At 71.0% G+C, this 15,998-nt stretch carries 13 protein-coding genes; 12 read left to right on the top strand and 1 reads right to left on the bottom strand.

The window, feature by feature from the left end; genetic code table 11:
* The first annotated feature begins 1 nt into the window (after window position 1).
* The 12 genes from FNV62_RS12500 to FNV62_RS12445 all read left to right on the top strand — a co-directional run bounded on the left by FNV62_RS12500 (window position 2) and on the right by FNV62_RS12445 (window position 15,327).
* Entirely contained in the window at window positions 2-1,288 is a 1,287-nt protein-coding gene (locus FNV62_RS12500; protein ID WP_054233977.1) for a dihydroorotase, read from the top strand.
* Window positions 1,289-1,302: 14 nt separating this feature from the next.
* On the top strand, window positions 1,303-1,920 hold the full coding sequence (locus FNV62_RS12495) for a hypothetical protein (RefSeq protein ID WP_164331944.1): 618 nt from the start codon (window positions 1,303-1,305) through the stop codon (window positions 1,918-1,920).
* Window positions 1,917-3,074 (top strand): glutamine-hydrolyzing carbamoyl-phosphate synthase small subunit, encoded by a 1,158-nt coding sequence (carA, locus tag FNV62_RS12490; RefSeq protein ID WP_144315225.1) that lies wholly within the window; start codon window positions 1,917-1,919, stop codon window positions 3,072-3,074. Before FNV62_RS12495 ends, carA begins: the two co-directional genes overlap by 4 nt.
* Complete coding sequence (gene carB, locus FNV62_RS12485) at window positions 3,067-6,375, top strand: carbamoyl-phosphate synthase large subunit (protein WP_097283897.1); 3,309 nt, start codon at window positions 3,067-3,069, stop codon at window positions 6,373-6,375. Before carA ends, carB begins: the two co-directional genes overlap by 8 nt.
* A 106-nt stretch (window positions 6,376-6,481) precedes the next feature.
* Window positions 6,482-7,588: a quinone-dependent dihydroorotate dehydrogenase gene (locus tag FNV62_RS12480; protein WP_144315224.1), complete on the top strand. Its 1,107-nt coding sequence runs from the start codon at window positions 6,482-6,484 to the stop codon at window positions 7,586-7,588.
* Window positions 7,585-8,427, top strand: a complete 843-nt coding sequence (gene pyrF / locus FNV62_RS12475; protein WP_164657626.1) for an orotidine-5'-phosphate decarboxylase — start codon at window positions 7,585-7,587, stop codon at window positions 8,425-8,427. Before FNV62_RS12480 ends, pyrF begins: the two co-directional genes overlap by 4 nt.
* A 312-nt stretch (window positions 8,428-8,739) precedes the next feature.
* Window positions 8,740-9,063 carry an integration host factor gene (locus FNV62_RS12470; RefSeq protein WP_016638838.1) on the top strand — a complete coding sequence of 108 codons (324 nt, stop codon included), beginning with the start codon at window positions 8,740-8,742 and terminating at the stop codon, window positions 9,061-9,063.
* Between the two features lie 37 nt (window positions 9,064-9,100).
* Window positions 9,101-9,658, top strand: coding sequence for a guanylate kinase (gene gmk / locus FNV62_RS12465; RefSeq protein ID WP_054233983.1), 558 nt, complete (start codon window positions 9,101-9,103; stop codon window positions 9,656-9,658).
* 47 nt (window positions 9,659-9,705) lie between these two features.
* Window positions 9,706-9,978, top strand: coding sequence for a DNA-directed RNA polymerase subunit omega (rpoZ, locus tag FNV62_RS12460; RefSeq protein WP_003982715.1), 273 nt, complete (start codon window positions 9,706-9,708; stop codon window positions 9,976-9,978).
* A gap of 91 nt (window positions 9,979-10,069) precedes the next feature.
* Window positions 10,070-11,272 carry a bifunctional phosphopantothenoylcysteine decarboxylase/phosphopantothenate--cysteine ligase CoaBC gene (gene coaBC / locus FNV62_RS12455; protein ID WP_054233984.1) on the top strand — a complete coding sequence of 401 codons (1,203 nt, stop codon included), beginning with the start codon at window positions 10,070-10,072 and terminating at the stop codon, window positions 11,270-11,272.
* Between the two features lie 240 nt (window positions 11,273-11,512).
* A complete protein-coding gene (metK, locus tag FNV62_RS12450) occupies window positions 11,513-12,721 on the top strand; it encodes a methionine adenosyltransferase (protein WP_054233985.1) in 1,209 nt (402 codons plus the stop codon).
* 458 nt (window positions 12,722-13,179) lie between these two features.
* On the top strand, window positions 13,180-15,327 hold the full coding sequence (locus FNV62_RS12445) for a primosomal protein N' (RefSeq protein ID WP_097283895.1): 2,148 nt from the start codon (window positions 13,180-13,182) through the stop codon (window positions 15,325-15,327).
* An 87-nt stretch (window positions 15,328-15,414) separates the two neighbouring features.
* Here the strand turns inward: FNV62_RS12445 and FNV62_RS12440 are convergent, their stop codons facing one another.
* Window positions 15,415-15,957: a hypothetical protein gene (locus FNV62_RS12440; protein ID WP_054236825.1), complete on the bottom strand. Its 543-nt coding sequence runs from the start codon at window positions 15,955-15,957 to the stop codon at window positions 15,415-15,417.
* Window positions 15,958-15,998: the final 41 nt, after the last annotated feature.

Raw genomic sequence — 15,998 nt, 5'->3', positions numbered from 1 at the left:
CATGAGCAAGATCCTGATCCGTGGTGCGAAGGTGCTCGGGGGCGAGCCGCAGGACGTACTGATCGACGGCGCCGTGATCGCGGCGGTGGGTACCGGTCTCCCGGACGAGGGCGCCGAGGTCGTCGAGGCCGACGGCAAGGTCCTCCTGCCGGGCCTCGTCGACCTGCACACCCATCTGCGGGAGCCCGGTCGTGAGGACTCCGAGACGGTCCTGACCGGTACGCGGGCGGCGGCGAGCGGCGGCTACACCGCCGTGTTCGCCATGGCCAACACCTTCCCGGTCGCCGACACCGCCGGTGTGGTCGAGCAGGTCTACCGGCTCGGCCAGGAGCACGGCTACTGCGACGTGCAGCCCATCGGCGCCGTCACGGTCGGCCTGGAGGGCAAGAAGCTCGCCGAGCTGGGCGCGATGCACGAGTCCGCGGCCGGCGTCACGGTCTTCTCGGACGACGGCAAGTGCGTGGACGACGCGGTGATCATGCGCCGGGCCCTGGAGTACGTGAAGGCCTTCGGCGGCGTGGTCGCGCAGCACGCGCAGGAGCCCCGCCTCACCGAGGGCGCCCAGATGAACGAGGGCGTCGTCTCCGCCGAGCTGGGGCTCGGGGGCTGGCCCGCGGTGGCCGAGGAATCGATCATCGCCCGGGATGTCCTGCTCGCCGAGCACGTCGGCTCACGCGTCCACATCTGCCACCTGTCGACCGCCGGCAGCGTCGAGATCGTGCGCTGGGCCAAGTCCCGCGGCATCGACGTCACCGCCGAGGTCACCCCGCACCACCTCCTCCTCACCGACGAGCTGGTCCGCACGTACGACCCGGTCTACAAGGTCAACCCGCCGCTGCGCACCGAGCGCGACGTGACGGCGCTGCGCGAGGCGCTCGCCGACGGCACGATCGACATCGTCGCCACCGACCACGCGCCGCACCCGCACGAGGACAAGGACTGCGAGTGGGCCGCCGCCGCCATGGGCATGGTGGGGCTCGAGACCGCGCTCTCCGTCGTCCAGCAGACGATGGTGGAGACCGGGCTGCTGGACTGGGCCGGCGTCGCCGACCGCATGTCCTTCAAGCCCGCCCGGATCGGGCAGGCCGCGGGCCACGGCCGTCCCGTCTCGGCAGGTGAGCCCGCCAACCTCACGCTCGTCGACACGGCATACCGTGGGGCCGTGGACCCCGCGGGCTTCGCCTCGCGCAGCCGCAACACCCCCTACGAGGGCCGTGAGCTGCCGGGCCGGGTCACGCACACCTGGCTGCGGGGCAAGGCCACCCTCGTCGACGGGAAGCTCGCGTGACACCTCTCATCCCGATGGCCGCCTCCATGGCTGCCGAACAGAAGTCCGCCGAAGTGACCGACTGGGCCGCCCGGATCGGCTGGCTCGTCGGCCTCGTCCTGTTCGTCGCCCTCGTCTACTGGCTGATGCGCGAGGGCTGGAAGTGGCGCGGCACCCTTCAGAGTGACCTGCCGGAGCTGCCCGCCCGCCCGTCGCCCGCCACCACCCTCAACGGAGGCGGCAAGCCGCCGCTGCCCGGAATGCCGGAAGACCCCGGCCCGGTGAAACTGAGCATGAGCGGCCGCTACCACGGCTCCACCACCGCAGGGCAGTGGCTGGACCGCATCGTGGCGCACGGCCTGGGCACCCGAAGCCGGGTCGAGCTCACGCTGACGGACGCGGGACTGGACGTCGTACGCCCCGGCGCCACCGACTTCTTCATCCCGGCCGAAGCACTGCGCGAGGCCCTGCTCGGCAAGGGCATCGCCGGGAAGGTCCTCAGCGAGGGCGGTCTGCTCGTCGTCACCTGGGCGCACGGCGACAAGCTGATCGACTCCGGGTTCCGCTCGGACCGCGCGGCCGAGCACATCGAGTGGGTCGACACCCTGAACAACATGATCAACAAGAGCACCAAGACGGAAGGCGCACGATGACGACCTCCATCCAGGGAGCCGCCTCGCAGAGGCACAAGGCAGCTCCCGCCGTACTCGTCCTGGAGGACGGCCGGACCTTCCGTGGCCGCGCCTACGGGGCCGTGGGGGTGACCTTCGGCGAGGCCGTGTTCTCCACCGGGATGACCGGCTACCAGGAGACCCTCACCGACCCGTCGTACCACCGCCAGGTCGTCGTCATGACCGCCCCGCACGTCGGCAACACCGGCGTCAACGACGAGGACCCCGAGTCGAAGCGGATCTGGGTCGCCGGCTACGTCGTCCGCGACCCCGCGCGCGTGCCCTCCAACTGGCGCGCCCGGCGCTCGCTGGACGAGGAACTGCGCAGCCAGGGCGTCGTCGGCATCAGCGGTGTCGACACCCGCGCCCTCACCCGTCACCTGCGTGAGCGCGGCGCCATGCGCGTCGGCATCTTCTCCGGCAACGCGCTGCCCGACGAGGGCACCATGCTCGCCGAGGTGCGCCAGGCGCCCGAGATGAAGGGCGCGAACCTCGCCGCCGAGGTCGCCACCAAGGAGACGTACGTCGTCCCCGCCATCGGCGAGAAGAAGTTCACCGTCGCCGCCGTCGACCTGGGCATCAAGGGCATGACCCCGCACCGCATGGCCGAGCGCGGCATCGAGGTGCACGTGCTGCCCGCCACGGCCACGGTCGAGGACGTGTACGCCGTGAACCCCGACGGGGTCTTCTTCTCCAACGGCCCCGGTGACCCGGCCACCGCCGACGGTCCCGTCGCCGTCATGCGGGAGGTCCTCGCCCGCAGGACCCCGCTCTTCGGCATCTGCTTCGGCAACCAGATCCTCGGCCGCGCCCTCGGCTTCGGCACGTACAAGCTGAAGTACGGCCACCGCGGCATCAACCAGCCGGTCCAGGACCGTACGACCGGCAAGGTCGAGGTCACCGCGCACAACCACGGCTTCGCCGTCGACGCGCCGCTCGACAAGGTCTCCGAGACCCCCTACGGCCGCGCCGAGGTCTCCCACGTCTGCCTGAACGACCAGGTCGTCGAGGGGCTCCACCTCCTCGACCAGCCGGCCTTCAGCGTCCAGTACCACCCCGAAGCGGCAGCCGGCCCGCACGACGCCGCCTACCTGTTCGACCGCTTCGTTTCCCTGATGGAGGGCCAGCGTGCCTAAGCGCACCGATATCCAGTCCGTCCTGGTCATCGGCTCCGGCCCGATCGTCATCGGCCAGGCCGCCGAGTTCGACTACTCCGGCACCCAGGCGTGCCGCATCCTGCGCGCCGAGGGCCTGAGGGTCATCCTGGTCAACTCCAACCCGGCGACGATCATGACGGACCCGGAGATCGCCGACGCCACCTACGTCGAGCCGATCACCCCCGAGTTCGTCGAGAAGATCATCGCCAAGGAGCGCCCGGACGTCCTGCTGCCGACGCTCGGCGGCCAGACGGCCCTCAACACCGCGATCTCCATGCACGAGCAGGGTGTGCTGGAGAAGTACGGCGTCGAGCTGATTGGTGCCAACGTCGAGGCGATCAACAAGGGCGAGGACCGCGACCTCTTCAAGGGCGTCGTCGAGGCCGTCCGCGCGAAGATCGGGCACGGCGAGTCCGCCCGGTCCGTGATCTGCCACTCCATGGACGACGTGCTCGCGGGCGTCGAGACGCTCGGCGGCTACCCCGTCGTCGTCCGGCCCTCCTTCACCATGGGCGGCGCCGGCTCCGGCTTCGCCCACGACGAGGAGGAGCTGCGCCGGATCGCCGGTCAGGGTCTCACGCTCTCCCCGACCACCGAGGTGCTCCTGGAGGAGTCCATCCTCGGCTGGAAGGAGTACGAGCTGGAGCTGATGCGCGACAAGAACGACAACGTCGTGGTCGTCTGCTCCATCGAGAACTTCGACCCGATGGGCGTCCACACGGGTGACTCCATCACCGTCGCGCCGGCGATGACGCTGACCGACCGCGAGTACCAGCGACTGCGCGACATCGGCATCGCGATCATCCGCGAGGTCGGCGTCGACACCGGCGGCTGCAACATCCAGTTCGCGGTCAACCCCGTCGACGGCCGCATCATCGTCATCGAGATGAACCCGCGCGTCTCGCGGTCCTCGGCGCTCGCCTCCAAGGCCACCGGCTTCCCGATCGCCAAGATCGCCGCGAAGCTCGCCGTCGGCTACACGCTCGACGAGATCCCGAACGACATCACCGAGAAGACCCCGGCCTCCTTCGAGCCGACGCTCGACTACGTGGTCGTGAAGGCCCCGCGCTTCGCCTTCGAGAAGTTCCCCTCCGCCGACTCCACCCTGACGACCACCATGAAGTCGGTCGGCGAGGCCATGGCGATCGGCCGCAACTTCACCGAGGCGCTGCAGAAGGCGCTGCGGTCGCTGGAGAAGAAGGGCAGCCAGTTCACGTTCGTCGGCGAGCCCGGTGACAAGGCTCTTCTCCTGGAAGAGTCCGTGCGGCCCACCGACGGCCGGATCAACTCCGTCATGCAGGCCATCCGCGCGGGCGCCACGCCCGAGGAGGTCTTCGAGTCGACGAAGATCGACCCGTGGTTCGTCGACCAGCTCTTCCTGATCAAGGAGATCGCGGACGAGCTGGGCGCCGCCGACAAGCTTGACCCCGAGCTGCTCGCCGAGGCCAAGCGGCACGGCTTCTCCGACGCCCAGATCGCCGAGATCCGCGGGCTGCGCGAGGACGTGGTGCGCGAGGTGCGGCACGCGCTGGGTGTGCGCCCGGTGTACAAGACGGTCGACACCTGCGCCGCCGAGTTCGCGGCGAAGACGCCGTACTTCTACTCCTCGTACGACGAGGAGACGGAGGTCGCATCGCGCGAGAAGCCCGCGGTGATCATCCTGGGTTCCGGTCCGAACCGCATCGGCCAGGGCATCGAGTTCGACTACTCCTGCGTCCACGCCTCCTTCGCGCTCAGCGACGCGGGCTACGAGACCGTGATGGTCAACTGCAACCCCGAGACCGTCTCCACGGACTACGACACCTCCGACCGTCTGTACTTCGAGCCGCTGACGCTCGAGGACGTGCTGGAGATCGTCCACGCGGAGTCGCTGGCCGGCCCGATCGCCGGTGTGATCGTCCAGCTCGGCGGCCAGACCCCCCTGGGCCTGGCCCAGGCCCTCAAGGACAACGGCGTGCCGGTCGTCGGTACGTCCCCCGAGGCGATCCACGCCGCCGAGGACCGCGGCGCCTTCGGACGCGTCCTCGCGGAGGCCGGCCTCCCGGCCCCCAAGCACGGCACCGCCACCACCTTCGCCGAGGCCAAGGCCATCGCGGACGAGATCGGCTACCCGGTCCTCGTACGGCCGTCGTACGTCCTCGGCGGGCGCGGCATGGAGATCGTGTACGACGAGACCCGGCTGTCGTCCTACATCGCCGAGTCGACCGAGATCAGCCCCTCCCGGCCGGTCCTCGTCGACCGCTTCCTCGACGACGCGATCGAGATCGACGTGGACGCGCTGTACGACGGCGAGGAGCTGTACCTCGGCGGCGTGATGGAGCACATCGAGGAGGCCGGCATCCACTCCGGCGACTCGGCGTGCGCGCTGCCGCCGATCACGCTGGGCGGCTTCGACATCAAGCGGCTGCGGGCCTCCACGGAGGCCATCGCGAAGGGTGTCGGGGTCCGTGGCCTGATCAACATCCAGTTCGCGATGGCGGGCGACATCCTGTACGTCCTCGAAGCCAACCCGCGAGCCTCGCGCACGGTCCCCTTCACCTCGAAGGCGACCGCGGTGCCGCTGGCGAAGGCCGCCGCCCGGATCTCGCTGGGCGCGACCGTCGCCGAGCTGCGGGCGGAGGGGCTGCTCCCCGCGCACGGTGACGGCGGCGAGCTGCCGCTCGACGCGCCGATCTCCGTCAAGGAGGCCGTCATGCCGTGGTCGCGCTTCCGCGACATCCACGGACGCGGCGTCGACACCGTCCTCGGCCCGGAGATGCGCTCCACCGGTGAGGTCATGGGCATCGACTCCGTCTTCGGCACGGCGTACGCCAAGTCCCAGGCGGGCGCCTACGGTCCGCTGCCGACCAAGGGCCGCGCCTTCATCTCGGTCGCCAACCGCGACAAGCGCTCGATGATCTTCCCGGCGCGCGAGCTGGTCGCGCACGGCTTCGAGCTGCTGGCCACCTCCGGCACGGCCGAGGTGCTCAAGCGCAACGGCATCAACGCGACGGTCGTGCGCAAGCAGTCCGAGGGCACAGGACCGAACGGCGAGCGGACCATCGTCCAGCTGATCCACGACGGCGAGGTCGACCTCATCGTCAACACGCCGTACGGCACCGGTGGCCGCCTCGACGGCTACGAGATCCGTACGGCCGCGGTGGCACGCTCCGTGCCGTGCCTGACGACCGTCCAGGCACTCGCCGCCGCCGTCCAGGGCATCGACGCGCTCAACCACGGCGACGTGGGCGTGCGCTCACTCCAGGAACACGCCGAACATCTGACAGCGGCCCGCGACTAGGGAGGCCCTGGCAGCCCTGAGGGGGACACCGGAAACGGTGTCCCCCTCTTCATGAGGCTCATGAGGCTTCACGAGGACACCGAGAGCTTCAAGAGGACACTGAGACATGTACAAGCTTTTCTTCCGGCTGGTCTTCAAGCGGATGGACCCCGAGCAGGCCCACCACCTCGCCTTCCGCTGGATCCGGCTCGTCGCCCGTATCCCCGTATTGCGTACGTTCGTCGCCGCCGCGCTCGCGCCGCGCCACAAGGAGCTGCGGACCGAGGCGTTCGGCCTGCGGATGCACGGTCCCTTCGGGCTCGCGGCGGGCTTCGACAAGAACGCCGTCGCGATCGACGGGATGTCGATGCTCGGCTTCGACCACATCGAGATCGGCACGGTCACGGGGGAGCCGCAGCCGGGCAATCCCAAGAAGCGGCTGTTCCGCCTCGTGGCGGACCGGGCGCTGATCAACCGTATGGGGTTCAACAACGAGGGTTCCGAGGCCGTCAGCGAGCGCCTGGGGGCCCGTACGCCCGTCTTCAGGACCGTCGTGGGCGTCAACATCGGCAAGACCAAGGTCGTCCCCGAGGAGGAGGCCGTCGGCGACTACGTGAAGTCGACCGAGCGGCTCGCCCGGCACGCGGACTACCTCGTGGTGAACGTGAGCTCGCCGAACACGCCCGGCCTGCGCAACCTCCAGGCCACCGAGGCACTGCGGCCGCTGCTGAGCGCCGTCCGCGAGGCCGCCGACCGCGCGGTCACCGACCGGCGTGTGCCGCTGCTCGTCAAGATCGCGCCCGACCTCGCCGACGAGGACGTCGACGCGGTCGCCGACCTCGCCGTCGAGCTCGGCCTGGACGGGATCATCGCCACGAACACCACGATCGCGCGCGATGGACTCGGTTTGAAGTCCGAACCCTCGCTCGTCGAGGAGACCGGCGGACTCTCGGGCGCGCCGCTGAAGGCACGCTCCCTGGAGGTGCTGCGCCGCCTCTACGCGCGCGTGGGCGACCGGATCACCCTGGTGGGCGTCGGCGGCGTCGAGAACGCCGAGGACGCCTGGCAGCGCATCCTGGCCGGCGCCACGCTGGTCCAGGGGTACAGCGCGTTCATCTACGAGGGCCCCTTCTGGGGCCGGGCGATCCACAAGGGGCTCGCCGCCCGCCTCCGTACCAGCCCGTACACCACCCTCGCCGACGCGGTCGGCGCCGACGTGAGGAAGTCCGCATGAGCCTGGAACCCTTTGGCGCACGTCTTCGCCGTGCCATGGACGAGCGCGGCCCGCTGTGCGTCGGCATCGACCCGCACGCCTCGCTGCTCACCGACTGGGGCCTGAACGACGACATCGCGGGCCTGGAGCGGTTCAGCCGCACCGTCGTCGAGGCGCTGGCCGAGCGGGTCGCGGTCCTCAAGCCGCAGAGCGCGTTCTTCGAGCGGTTCGGCTCACGGGGCATCGCCGTCCTGGAGAAGTCGGTCGAGGAGGCGCGGGCGGCCGGGGCGCTGGTCGTGATGGACGCCAAGCGCGGCGACATCGGCTCGACCATGGCCGCGTACGCGGAGACCTTCCTGCACAAGGACGCGCCGCTCTTCTCGGACGCGCTGACCGTGTCGCCGTACCTGGGCTACGGCTCGCTGAAGCCCGCGGTGGACCTGGCGCGCGAGAGCGGGGCCGGGCTCTTCGTCCTCGCGCTCACCTCGAACCCGGAGGGCGGCGAGGTGCAGCACGCGGTCCGCGGGGACGGCCGCAACGTCGGAGCGACCATGCTGGCCCACCTCGCCGCCGAGAACGCGGGAGAGACGCCCCTGGGGTCCTTCGGCGCGGTCGTCGGCGCCACGCTGGGCGATCTCTCCTCCTACGACCTGGACATCAACGGACCGCTCCTGGCGCCCGGCATCGGCGCCCAGGGAGCCACGGCGGGCGACCTGGCGGGCGTCTTCGGGGCGGTGGTGCGCAATGTCGTGCCGAACGTGAGCCGGGGTGTTCTTCGTCACGGTCCCGACGTGGTCGCGCTGCGTGCGTCCGCCGAGCGCTTCGCGGAGGAGATCAGAGCCGCTGTGACGGCCGCCTGAGTCCTCCGACAGCCGTTCGGGAGTCCTCCGATGAGTGCCTTCGGAACGCCGCGAGTCTGAATACATCCTCAAATCCGGGGCAGTATGTCGTAAATGTCCGGCTCCAGGGAGGCTGACCAGGACTTTTCCGCTGTTCTCGCTGACTCTGGCGCACTTGCCCGCTAGTCTCCGTCGAGTGGGGCCACCTCCCACGCTTTCAAGGCAGTGCGGGGGAGAACGGGCAAGCGTGTTGCTCGTAGCTCCCCAGGTGTGGGGCGACTAGGTTCCTCACCGGTCCGTATCCGACAGTTCGACATCCGAGGTGACGTAGGCGTGGCTCTTCCGCCCCTTACCCCTGAACAGCGCGCAGCCGCGCTCGAAAAGGCCGCCGCGGCTCGCCGGGAGCGGGCCGAGGTCAAGAATCGACTCAAGCACTCCGGCGCCTCCCTTCACGAGGTCATCAAGCAGGGCCAGGAGAACGACGTCATCGGCAAGATGAAGGTCTCCGCTCTCCTGGAGTCCCTGCCGGGCGTGGGCAAGGTCCGCGCCAAGCAGATCATGGAGCGACTCGGTATCTCCGAGAGCCGCCGCGTACGCGGCCTCGGCTCGAACCAGATCGCTTCTCTGGAGCGTGAGTTCGGCGGCTCCGGCGCCTGAGTCCTGGGCATACCGGGATTGCTGGAATAATCGCTGCATGAGTGAACGACCGCGGCTGACCGTGCTCTCCGGCCCCTCTGGGGTCGGCAAGAGCACGGTCGTCGCCCATATGCGCAAGGAACACCCCGAGGTCTGGCTCTCGGTGTCGGCGACGACCCGCAAGCCGCGCCCCGGTGAGAAGCATGGAGTCCACTACTTCTTCGTCTCCGACGAGGAGATGGACAAGCTGATCGCCAACGGCGAGCTGCTGGAGTGGGCCGAATTCGCCGGCAACCGCTACGGGACGCCGCGTGCCGCCGTCCTGGAGCACCTCGAGTCGGGCGTACCCGTCCTCCTGGAGATCGACCTCCAGGGTGCACGGCAGGTCCGCGAGTCCATGTCGGAGGCCCTGCTCGTGTTCCTGGCTCCGCCCTCCTGGGACGAGCTGGTGCGCAGGCTCACCGGACGGGGCACCGAACCGCCCGAGGTGATCGAGCGACGCCTGGAGGCGGCCAAGATCGAACTGGCGGCCGAGCCGGAGTTCGACGTCACCCTGGTCAACACCTCCGTCGAGGACGTGGCGCGTGAGCTGCTAGCCTTGGTAGAAGTTGTTTGATCTTTCAGGTCACTTTTAGGTCATTTCCACCTTTCGGAAGGCAGAGCGTGTCCTCTTCCATTACCGCTCCCGAGGGCATCATCAACCCTCCGATCGACGAGCTCCTCGAGGCCACCGACTCGAAGTACAGCCTCGTGATCTACGCGGCCAAGCGCGCCCGTCAGATCAACGCGTACTACTCGCAGCTCGGCGAGGGCCTCCTCGAGTACGTCGGTCCGCTCGTCGACACCCACGTCCACGAGAAGCCGCTGTCGATCGCCCTGCGCGAGATCAACGCCGGTCTGCTGACGTCCGAGGCCGTCGAGGGCCCCGCGCAGTAGTCGTTCAATCGCTCATCCCAGGCCCGGCGGCGCGACCGCCGGGCCTGTGGTGTGTCATGGAGTCGTACGTTTCCGAGCTCGGGGAGAGACGGTGGACAAGCCCAAGGTCGTGCTGGGGGTCAGCGGTGGCATCGCCGCGTACAAGGCCTGTGAGCTGCTGCGCAGGCTGACGGAGTCGGGCCACGACGTGCGCGTCGTCCCCACCGCCTCCGCGCTGCACTTCGTCGGCGCCGCCACCTGGTCCGCGCTCTCCGGCCACCCCGTCTCCACCGAGGTCTGGTCGGACGTCCACGAGGTCCCGCACGTCCGCATCGGACAGCACGCGGACCTGGTGGTGGTGGCCCCCGCGACGGCCGACATGCTCGCCAAGGCCGCCCACGGCCTGGCCGACGACCTCCTCACCAACACCCTGCTCACCGCCCGCTGCCCGGTCGTCTTCGCGCCCGCCATGCACACCGAGATGTGGGAGCACCCCGCCACCCAGGAGAACGTGGCGACGCTGCGCCGCCGCGGCGCCGTCGTCATCGAGCCCGCCGTGGGGCGCCTGACCGGCGTCGACACCGGCAAGGGGCGACTGCCCGAGCCTGCGGAGATCTTCGAGGTCTGCCGCCGGGTGCTCGCCCGCGGCGCGACCGAGCCCGATCTGACCGGCCGCCACGTCGTCGTCAGCGCCGGCGGTACCCGAGAGCCCCTCGACCCCGTCCGCTTCCTCGGCAACCGCTCCTCCGGCAAGCAGGGGTACGCCCTGGCGCGCACGGCGGCCGCGCGGGGCGCCCGGGTCACGCTCATCGCCGCGAACACCGGACTGCCGGACCCGGCGGGCGTGGACGTGGTGCCGGTCGGGACGGCCGTGCAGCTGCGCGAGGCGGTCCTCAAGGCGGCCTCGGACGCCGACGCCGTGGTGATGGCGGCCGCGGTGGCGGACTTCCGCCCGGCCGCCTACGCGGCCGGAAAGATCAAGAAGAAGGACGACCAGGAACCGGAGCCGATCGTTCTGGTTCGTAATCCGGACATCCTCGCGGAGATCTCGGCGGACCGTCCCCGCCCCGGCCAGGTGGTCGTCGGTTTCGCCGCCGAGACGGACGACGTCCTCGCCAACGGTCGTACGAAGCTGGCGCGCAAGGGGTGCGATCTTCTCGTCGTGAACGAGGTGGGGGAGCGCAAGACCTTCGGTGCCGAGGAGAACGAGGCCGTGGTGCTGGGGGCCGACGGCAGTGAGACCCCGGTGCCGTACGGCCCCAAGGAGGCTTTGGCCGAGATGGTGTGGGACCTGGTGGTACGCCGCCTGGTGTGACTGTCTCATTAGCCCCAGCCGCCGCGTCCATCAGCGTGAAATCGCCCGTGGGGACCCTGGTGGAGAACGATCGTCATGGCGCAGAATGCCCGTGCCGCAGGTCACAGGGCTTCCGAGAAGCGAGACAGGGGGGCCTGTGGGTGAGTGCGACCGATAAACTGTTCTCGGACGACGCCGAGCGCAGCTCTCGTCCCGTCCACCAATGATCAGCCAGCAGCCGCTGCAACCACAGGGAGCGTTGTGTCCCGTCGCCTGTTCACCTCGGAGTCCGTGACCGAGGGTCACCCCGACAAGATCGCTGACCAGATCAGCGACACCATTCTCGATGCGCTTCTGCGCGAGGACCCGACGTCCCGGGTCGCCGTGGAGACGCTGATCACGACCGGCCTGGTGCACGTGGCCGGCGAGGTCACGACCAAGGCGTACGCGCCGATCGCCCAGCTGGTCCGCGACAAGATCCTGGAGATCGGTTACGACTCGTCGAAGAAGGGCTTCGACGGAGCTTCCTGTGGTGTCTCGGTGTCGATCGGCTCGCAGTCGCCCGACATCGCGCAGGGTGTCGACACGGCGTACGAGAACCGGGTCGAGGGCGACGAGGACGAACTCGACAAGCAGGGCGCGGGCGACCAGGGCCTGATGTTCGGGTACGCGACGGACGAGACCCCGGAGCTGATGCCGCTCCCGATCCACCTCGCGCACCGCCTGTCGCGCCGCCTCTCCGAGGTCCGCAAGAACGGGACGATCCCCTACCTCCGTCCCGACGGCAAGACCCAGGTCACCATCGAGTACGACGGCGACAAGGCGGTCCGTCTGGACACGGTCGTCGTCTCCTCGCAGCACGCGTCGGACATCGACCTCGACTCCCTCCTCGCCCCCGACATCCGCGAGTTCGTGGTCGAGCCGGAGCTCAAGGCCCTCCTCGACGACGGCATCAAGCTGGAGACCGAGGGCTACCGTCTCCTGGTGAACCCGACCGGCCGCTTCGAGATCGGCGGCCCGATGGGCGACGCCGGCCTCACCGGCCGCAAGATCATCATCGACACGTACGGCGGCATGGCCCGCCACGGCGGCGGCGCCTTCTCGGGCAAGGACCCGTCCAAGGTCGACCGCTCCGCCGCCTACGCCATGCGCTGGGTCGCCAAGAACGTCGTCGCCGCGGGCCTCGCCTCCCGCTGCGAGGTCCAGGTCGCCTACGCCATCGGCAAGGCCGAGCCGGTCGGTCTCTTCGTCGAGACCTTCGGCACCGCCAAGGTCGACGCCGAGAAGATCGAGACCGCCATCGCCGAGGTCTTCGACCTCCGCCCGGCGGCCATCATCCGCGACCTCGACCTGCTGCGCCCGATCTACTCCCAGACGGCCGCCTACGGCCACTTCGGCCGCGAGCTGCCCGACTTCACGTGGGAGCGCACGGACCGCGTGGAAGCCCTGCGCAAGGCCGTCGGTCTGTAAGCAACGCCTGCACGGTGAGGCCCGGTACCCCGTCGGGGTGCCGGGCCTCACCGTTTCCCGGCGGGAGTCCGCGAGGGGCCGGGCGCGGCGGGTGGGTAGAGATGGGTGGGCGGGTGCGTAAATCGGTGGTGCGGGTCGGGGCGCGGTTCGTAGGGTCGGGGTCTCCCGGTGCGATGGCCGCGGTTACTTCGGTGGAGTGCGCCCAGGGCGCGCGGTGATTCTGGATCATGGTCCGCTGCCGCTTGGAACTCGGGAGAACTGACGTCGTGGCGTCCGGTGCGATGGGCACGGGTACTTCCGGGGTGTGATCCCCTCGCAGGTTCGAATCCTGCTGCCGGTCCTTGGACCGGTATGGCCGAGTGGCCCATGGCAGAAGCGCCCTCGGGGCGTTCGTGATCCGTGGCCGGTCCGATCTCGGGCGCGCGGCGGTGTCAGTGGGGTCTGGTAGGAATGTTGCTGTGAGCAGCGCGAACGGGTGGGGTGAGGGCGGCGCGGAGGGCGCGCCGCCCGAGCAGCTTGCGTTGATTCGGGAAGGGGTGCGGCAGGCCCGGGCGCCCAAGGCGAAGCCGCGCACGTGGCGGGGGGCGAAGCTCGCCGAGGAGCTGCCTGTCGCACGGGTCCTCGTCGACAAGGGTGTGCTGCACCTCGACCGCTATTTCGACTACGCCGTGCCCGCGGAGCTGGACGCCGAGGCACAGCCGGGCGTGCGGGTCCGGGTGCGGTTCGGGGCCGGGCGGCACCGGGTGCGGGAGGGCCGGCGGGAGGGCGGGGGGCTGATCGACGGGTTCCTCGTCGAGCGGCTCGCCGCGTCCGACTACGCCGGGCCGCTCGCCGCGCTCGCGCAGGTCGTGTCGCCCGAGCCCGTGCTCGGGCCCGAGCTGCTGGGACTCGCGCGCGCCGTCGCCGACCGGTACGCGGGGAGCCTCGCGGACGTGCTGCAGCTCGCGGTCCCGCCGCGCAACGCGCGGGCCGAACAGAAGCCCTCGCCCGCGCCGCTTCCTCCGCCCGGCATACCCGAGACCGGTTCCTGGGCGCGATACGGGCGGGGGGCGGCCTTCCTCGAGTCGCTCGCCGCGGGCGGGGCACCGCGGGCCGTGTGGAACGCGTTGCCGGGGCCCGGCTGGGCCGAGGAGATCGCCAGGGCCGTGGGCGCGACGCTCGCCTCGGGGCGGGGCGCGCTCGTCGTCGTGCCGGACGGCCGGGCCGTCACACGGGTGGATGCCGCGCTGTCCGCCGTACTGGGGAAGGGACAGCACGCGGTGCTCACGGCCGAGGCCGGCCCCGAGAAGCGATATCGCGAGTGGCTGGCCGTGCGGCGTGGTTCCGTACGGGCCGTCGTGGGGACCCGGGCCGCCATGTTCGCGCCCGTACGGGATCTGGGACTCGTCGTCATCTGGGACGACGGCGACGACAGCCACAGCGAGCAGCACGCGCCGCAGCCGCATGCCCGGGAAGTGCTGCTGCTGCGGGCCGCTCATGACAAGTGCGCCTTCCTGTTGGGGAGTTGGGGCTGCACGGTCGAGGCGGCGCAGCTGGTCGAGAGCGGGTGGGCGCTGCCGCTGGTCGCCGAGCGGGAGCAGGTGCGGGCGAGCGCGCCGCTCGTGCGGACCGTGGGGGACGGGGACCTCGCGCGGGACGAGGCGGCGCGGGCCGCCCGGCTGCCGACCCTCGCCTGGCAGGTGGTGAGGGACGGCCTGCGGCACGGGCCCGTACTGGTGCAGGTCCCGCGGCGTGGGTACGTACCGCGGATGGCCTGTGCGCAGTGCCGGGCGCCGGCTCGCTGCCGGCACTGCGCGGGACCGCTGGAGGCGCGGGACGCCGGGGCGCTGCTGTGCACGTGGTGCGGGCGGGACGAGGCGGCCTGGCACTGTCCCGAGTGCGGTGGGTTCCGGCTGCGGGCCCAGGTCGTGGGCGCGCGGCGGACCGCGGAGGAGCTGGGGCGGGCGTTTCCGGCCGTGCCCGTGCGGACGTCGGGACGCGAGCAGGTGCTCGACACCGTCCCGGGTGCGCCCGCGCTCGTCGTGAGCACGCCGGGGGCCGAGCCCGTCGCCGAGGGCGGGTACGCCGCCGCGTTGCTGCTCGACGGCTGGACGATGCTGTCGCGGCCCGATCTGCGGGCCGGCGAGGACGCGCTGCGACGGTGGATCGGCGCGGCGGCGCTGGTCCGCGGACAGGGGGCGGGGGGCACGGTCGTGGTCGTCGCGGAGCCGACCCTGCGGCCCGTGCAGGCGCTCGTACGGTGGGATCCCGTCGGGCACGCGGTGCGGGAGCTCGCCGAGCGGGCCGAGCTCGGGTTTCCGCCGGTGTCCCGGATGGCGGCCGTGTCGGGTACGGCGGAGGCGCTCGCCGGGTTCCTCGCCGTGGTCGAGCTTCCGGGCGATGCGGAGGTGCTGGGGCCGGTGCCGCTGCCCGTCACACAGGCCGGTGGACCGCGCCGGGTGGGTGCGCCGCCGCCGGGGGAGCAGTGGGAGCGGGCGCTCGTTCGGGTGCCGCCGGGGAGCGGGGCGGCGCTGGCGGCCGCGCTGAAGGCCGCCCAGGCGGCGCGGATGGCGCGGGGCGTGAGTGAGCCCGTACGGATTCGGATCGATCCGCCGGACATCGGGTGACGAGCGTCGGTCCGCCCCCGTCCGGGCCTCCCCGCCCTGGGCCGCCTCCCGGCTTCGATGGTGCCGGGAGGCAGGCGAGAGGTGGGGTCAGCCGTTGCGGGGGCCCGGGAACGCCGTGGGCCTGACCTCTTCGCGCAGCGTGGGGCTGCCCGCGGTCGGCTGGGTCGGCATGGAGCGGGCGGCGGGGACCGTCGGCACCGTGGGGATGCCCGTGTTGACGGCGACCGTGCGGGTGCCCGAGGTCTCAGTGGAGCGCTCGGCCTCGGCGGCGGCCTGCGCGGCGGCGCGGCGGGCGCCGTAACGGCGGTGCACCGCCTGCTTGGTGACCCCGAGGGCGGAGCCCACCGCGTCCCAGGAGAAGCCCAGGGAGCGGTCGAAGTCCACGGCGGCCGTGACCAGGGTCTCGACGCTGTCCCGCAGCTCCTGGGCGAGGCGGACGGTCGGGGCGGGGGCGCGTCCGTAGACGACGAAGCCCGCGGAGGGGCCGGAGCGGCGCGGGCGGTAGACATTGCCCAGTTGTGCGGTGAGCGTGCGCAGTGCGTCCACCTGCCGGCGGACCCGCTCGATGTCCCGCACCAGCAAGTGCAGGCTGGCCCGAGCCTGGGCGTCGTGGGTTGCGTGGTCGGCCATGAACAAGCCTCTCGAACCGGCGTTGAAAAGGATCGGGCCGC

Origin of the sequence: Streptomyces sp. RLB3-17, from assembly GCF_007113425.2 — a bacterium.
Lineage (GTDB): Bacteria > Actinomycetota > Actinomycetes > Streptomycetales > Streptomycetaceae > Streptomyces > Streptomyces mirabilis_D.
Note: the sequence above shows the minus strand (reverse complement) of the source record. Positions and strands in the feature narration are given on the sequence as shown.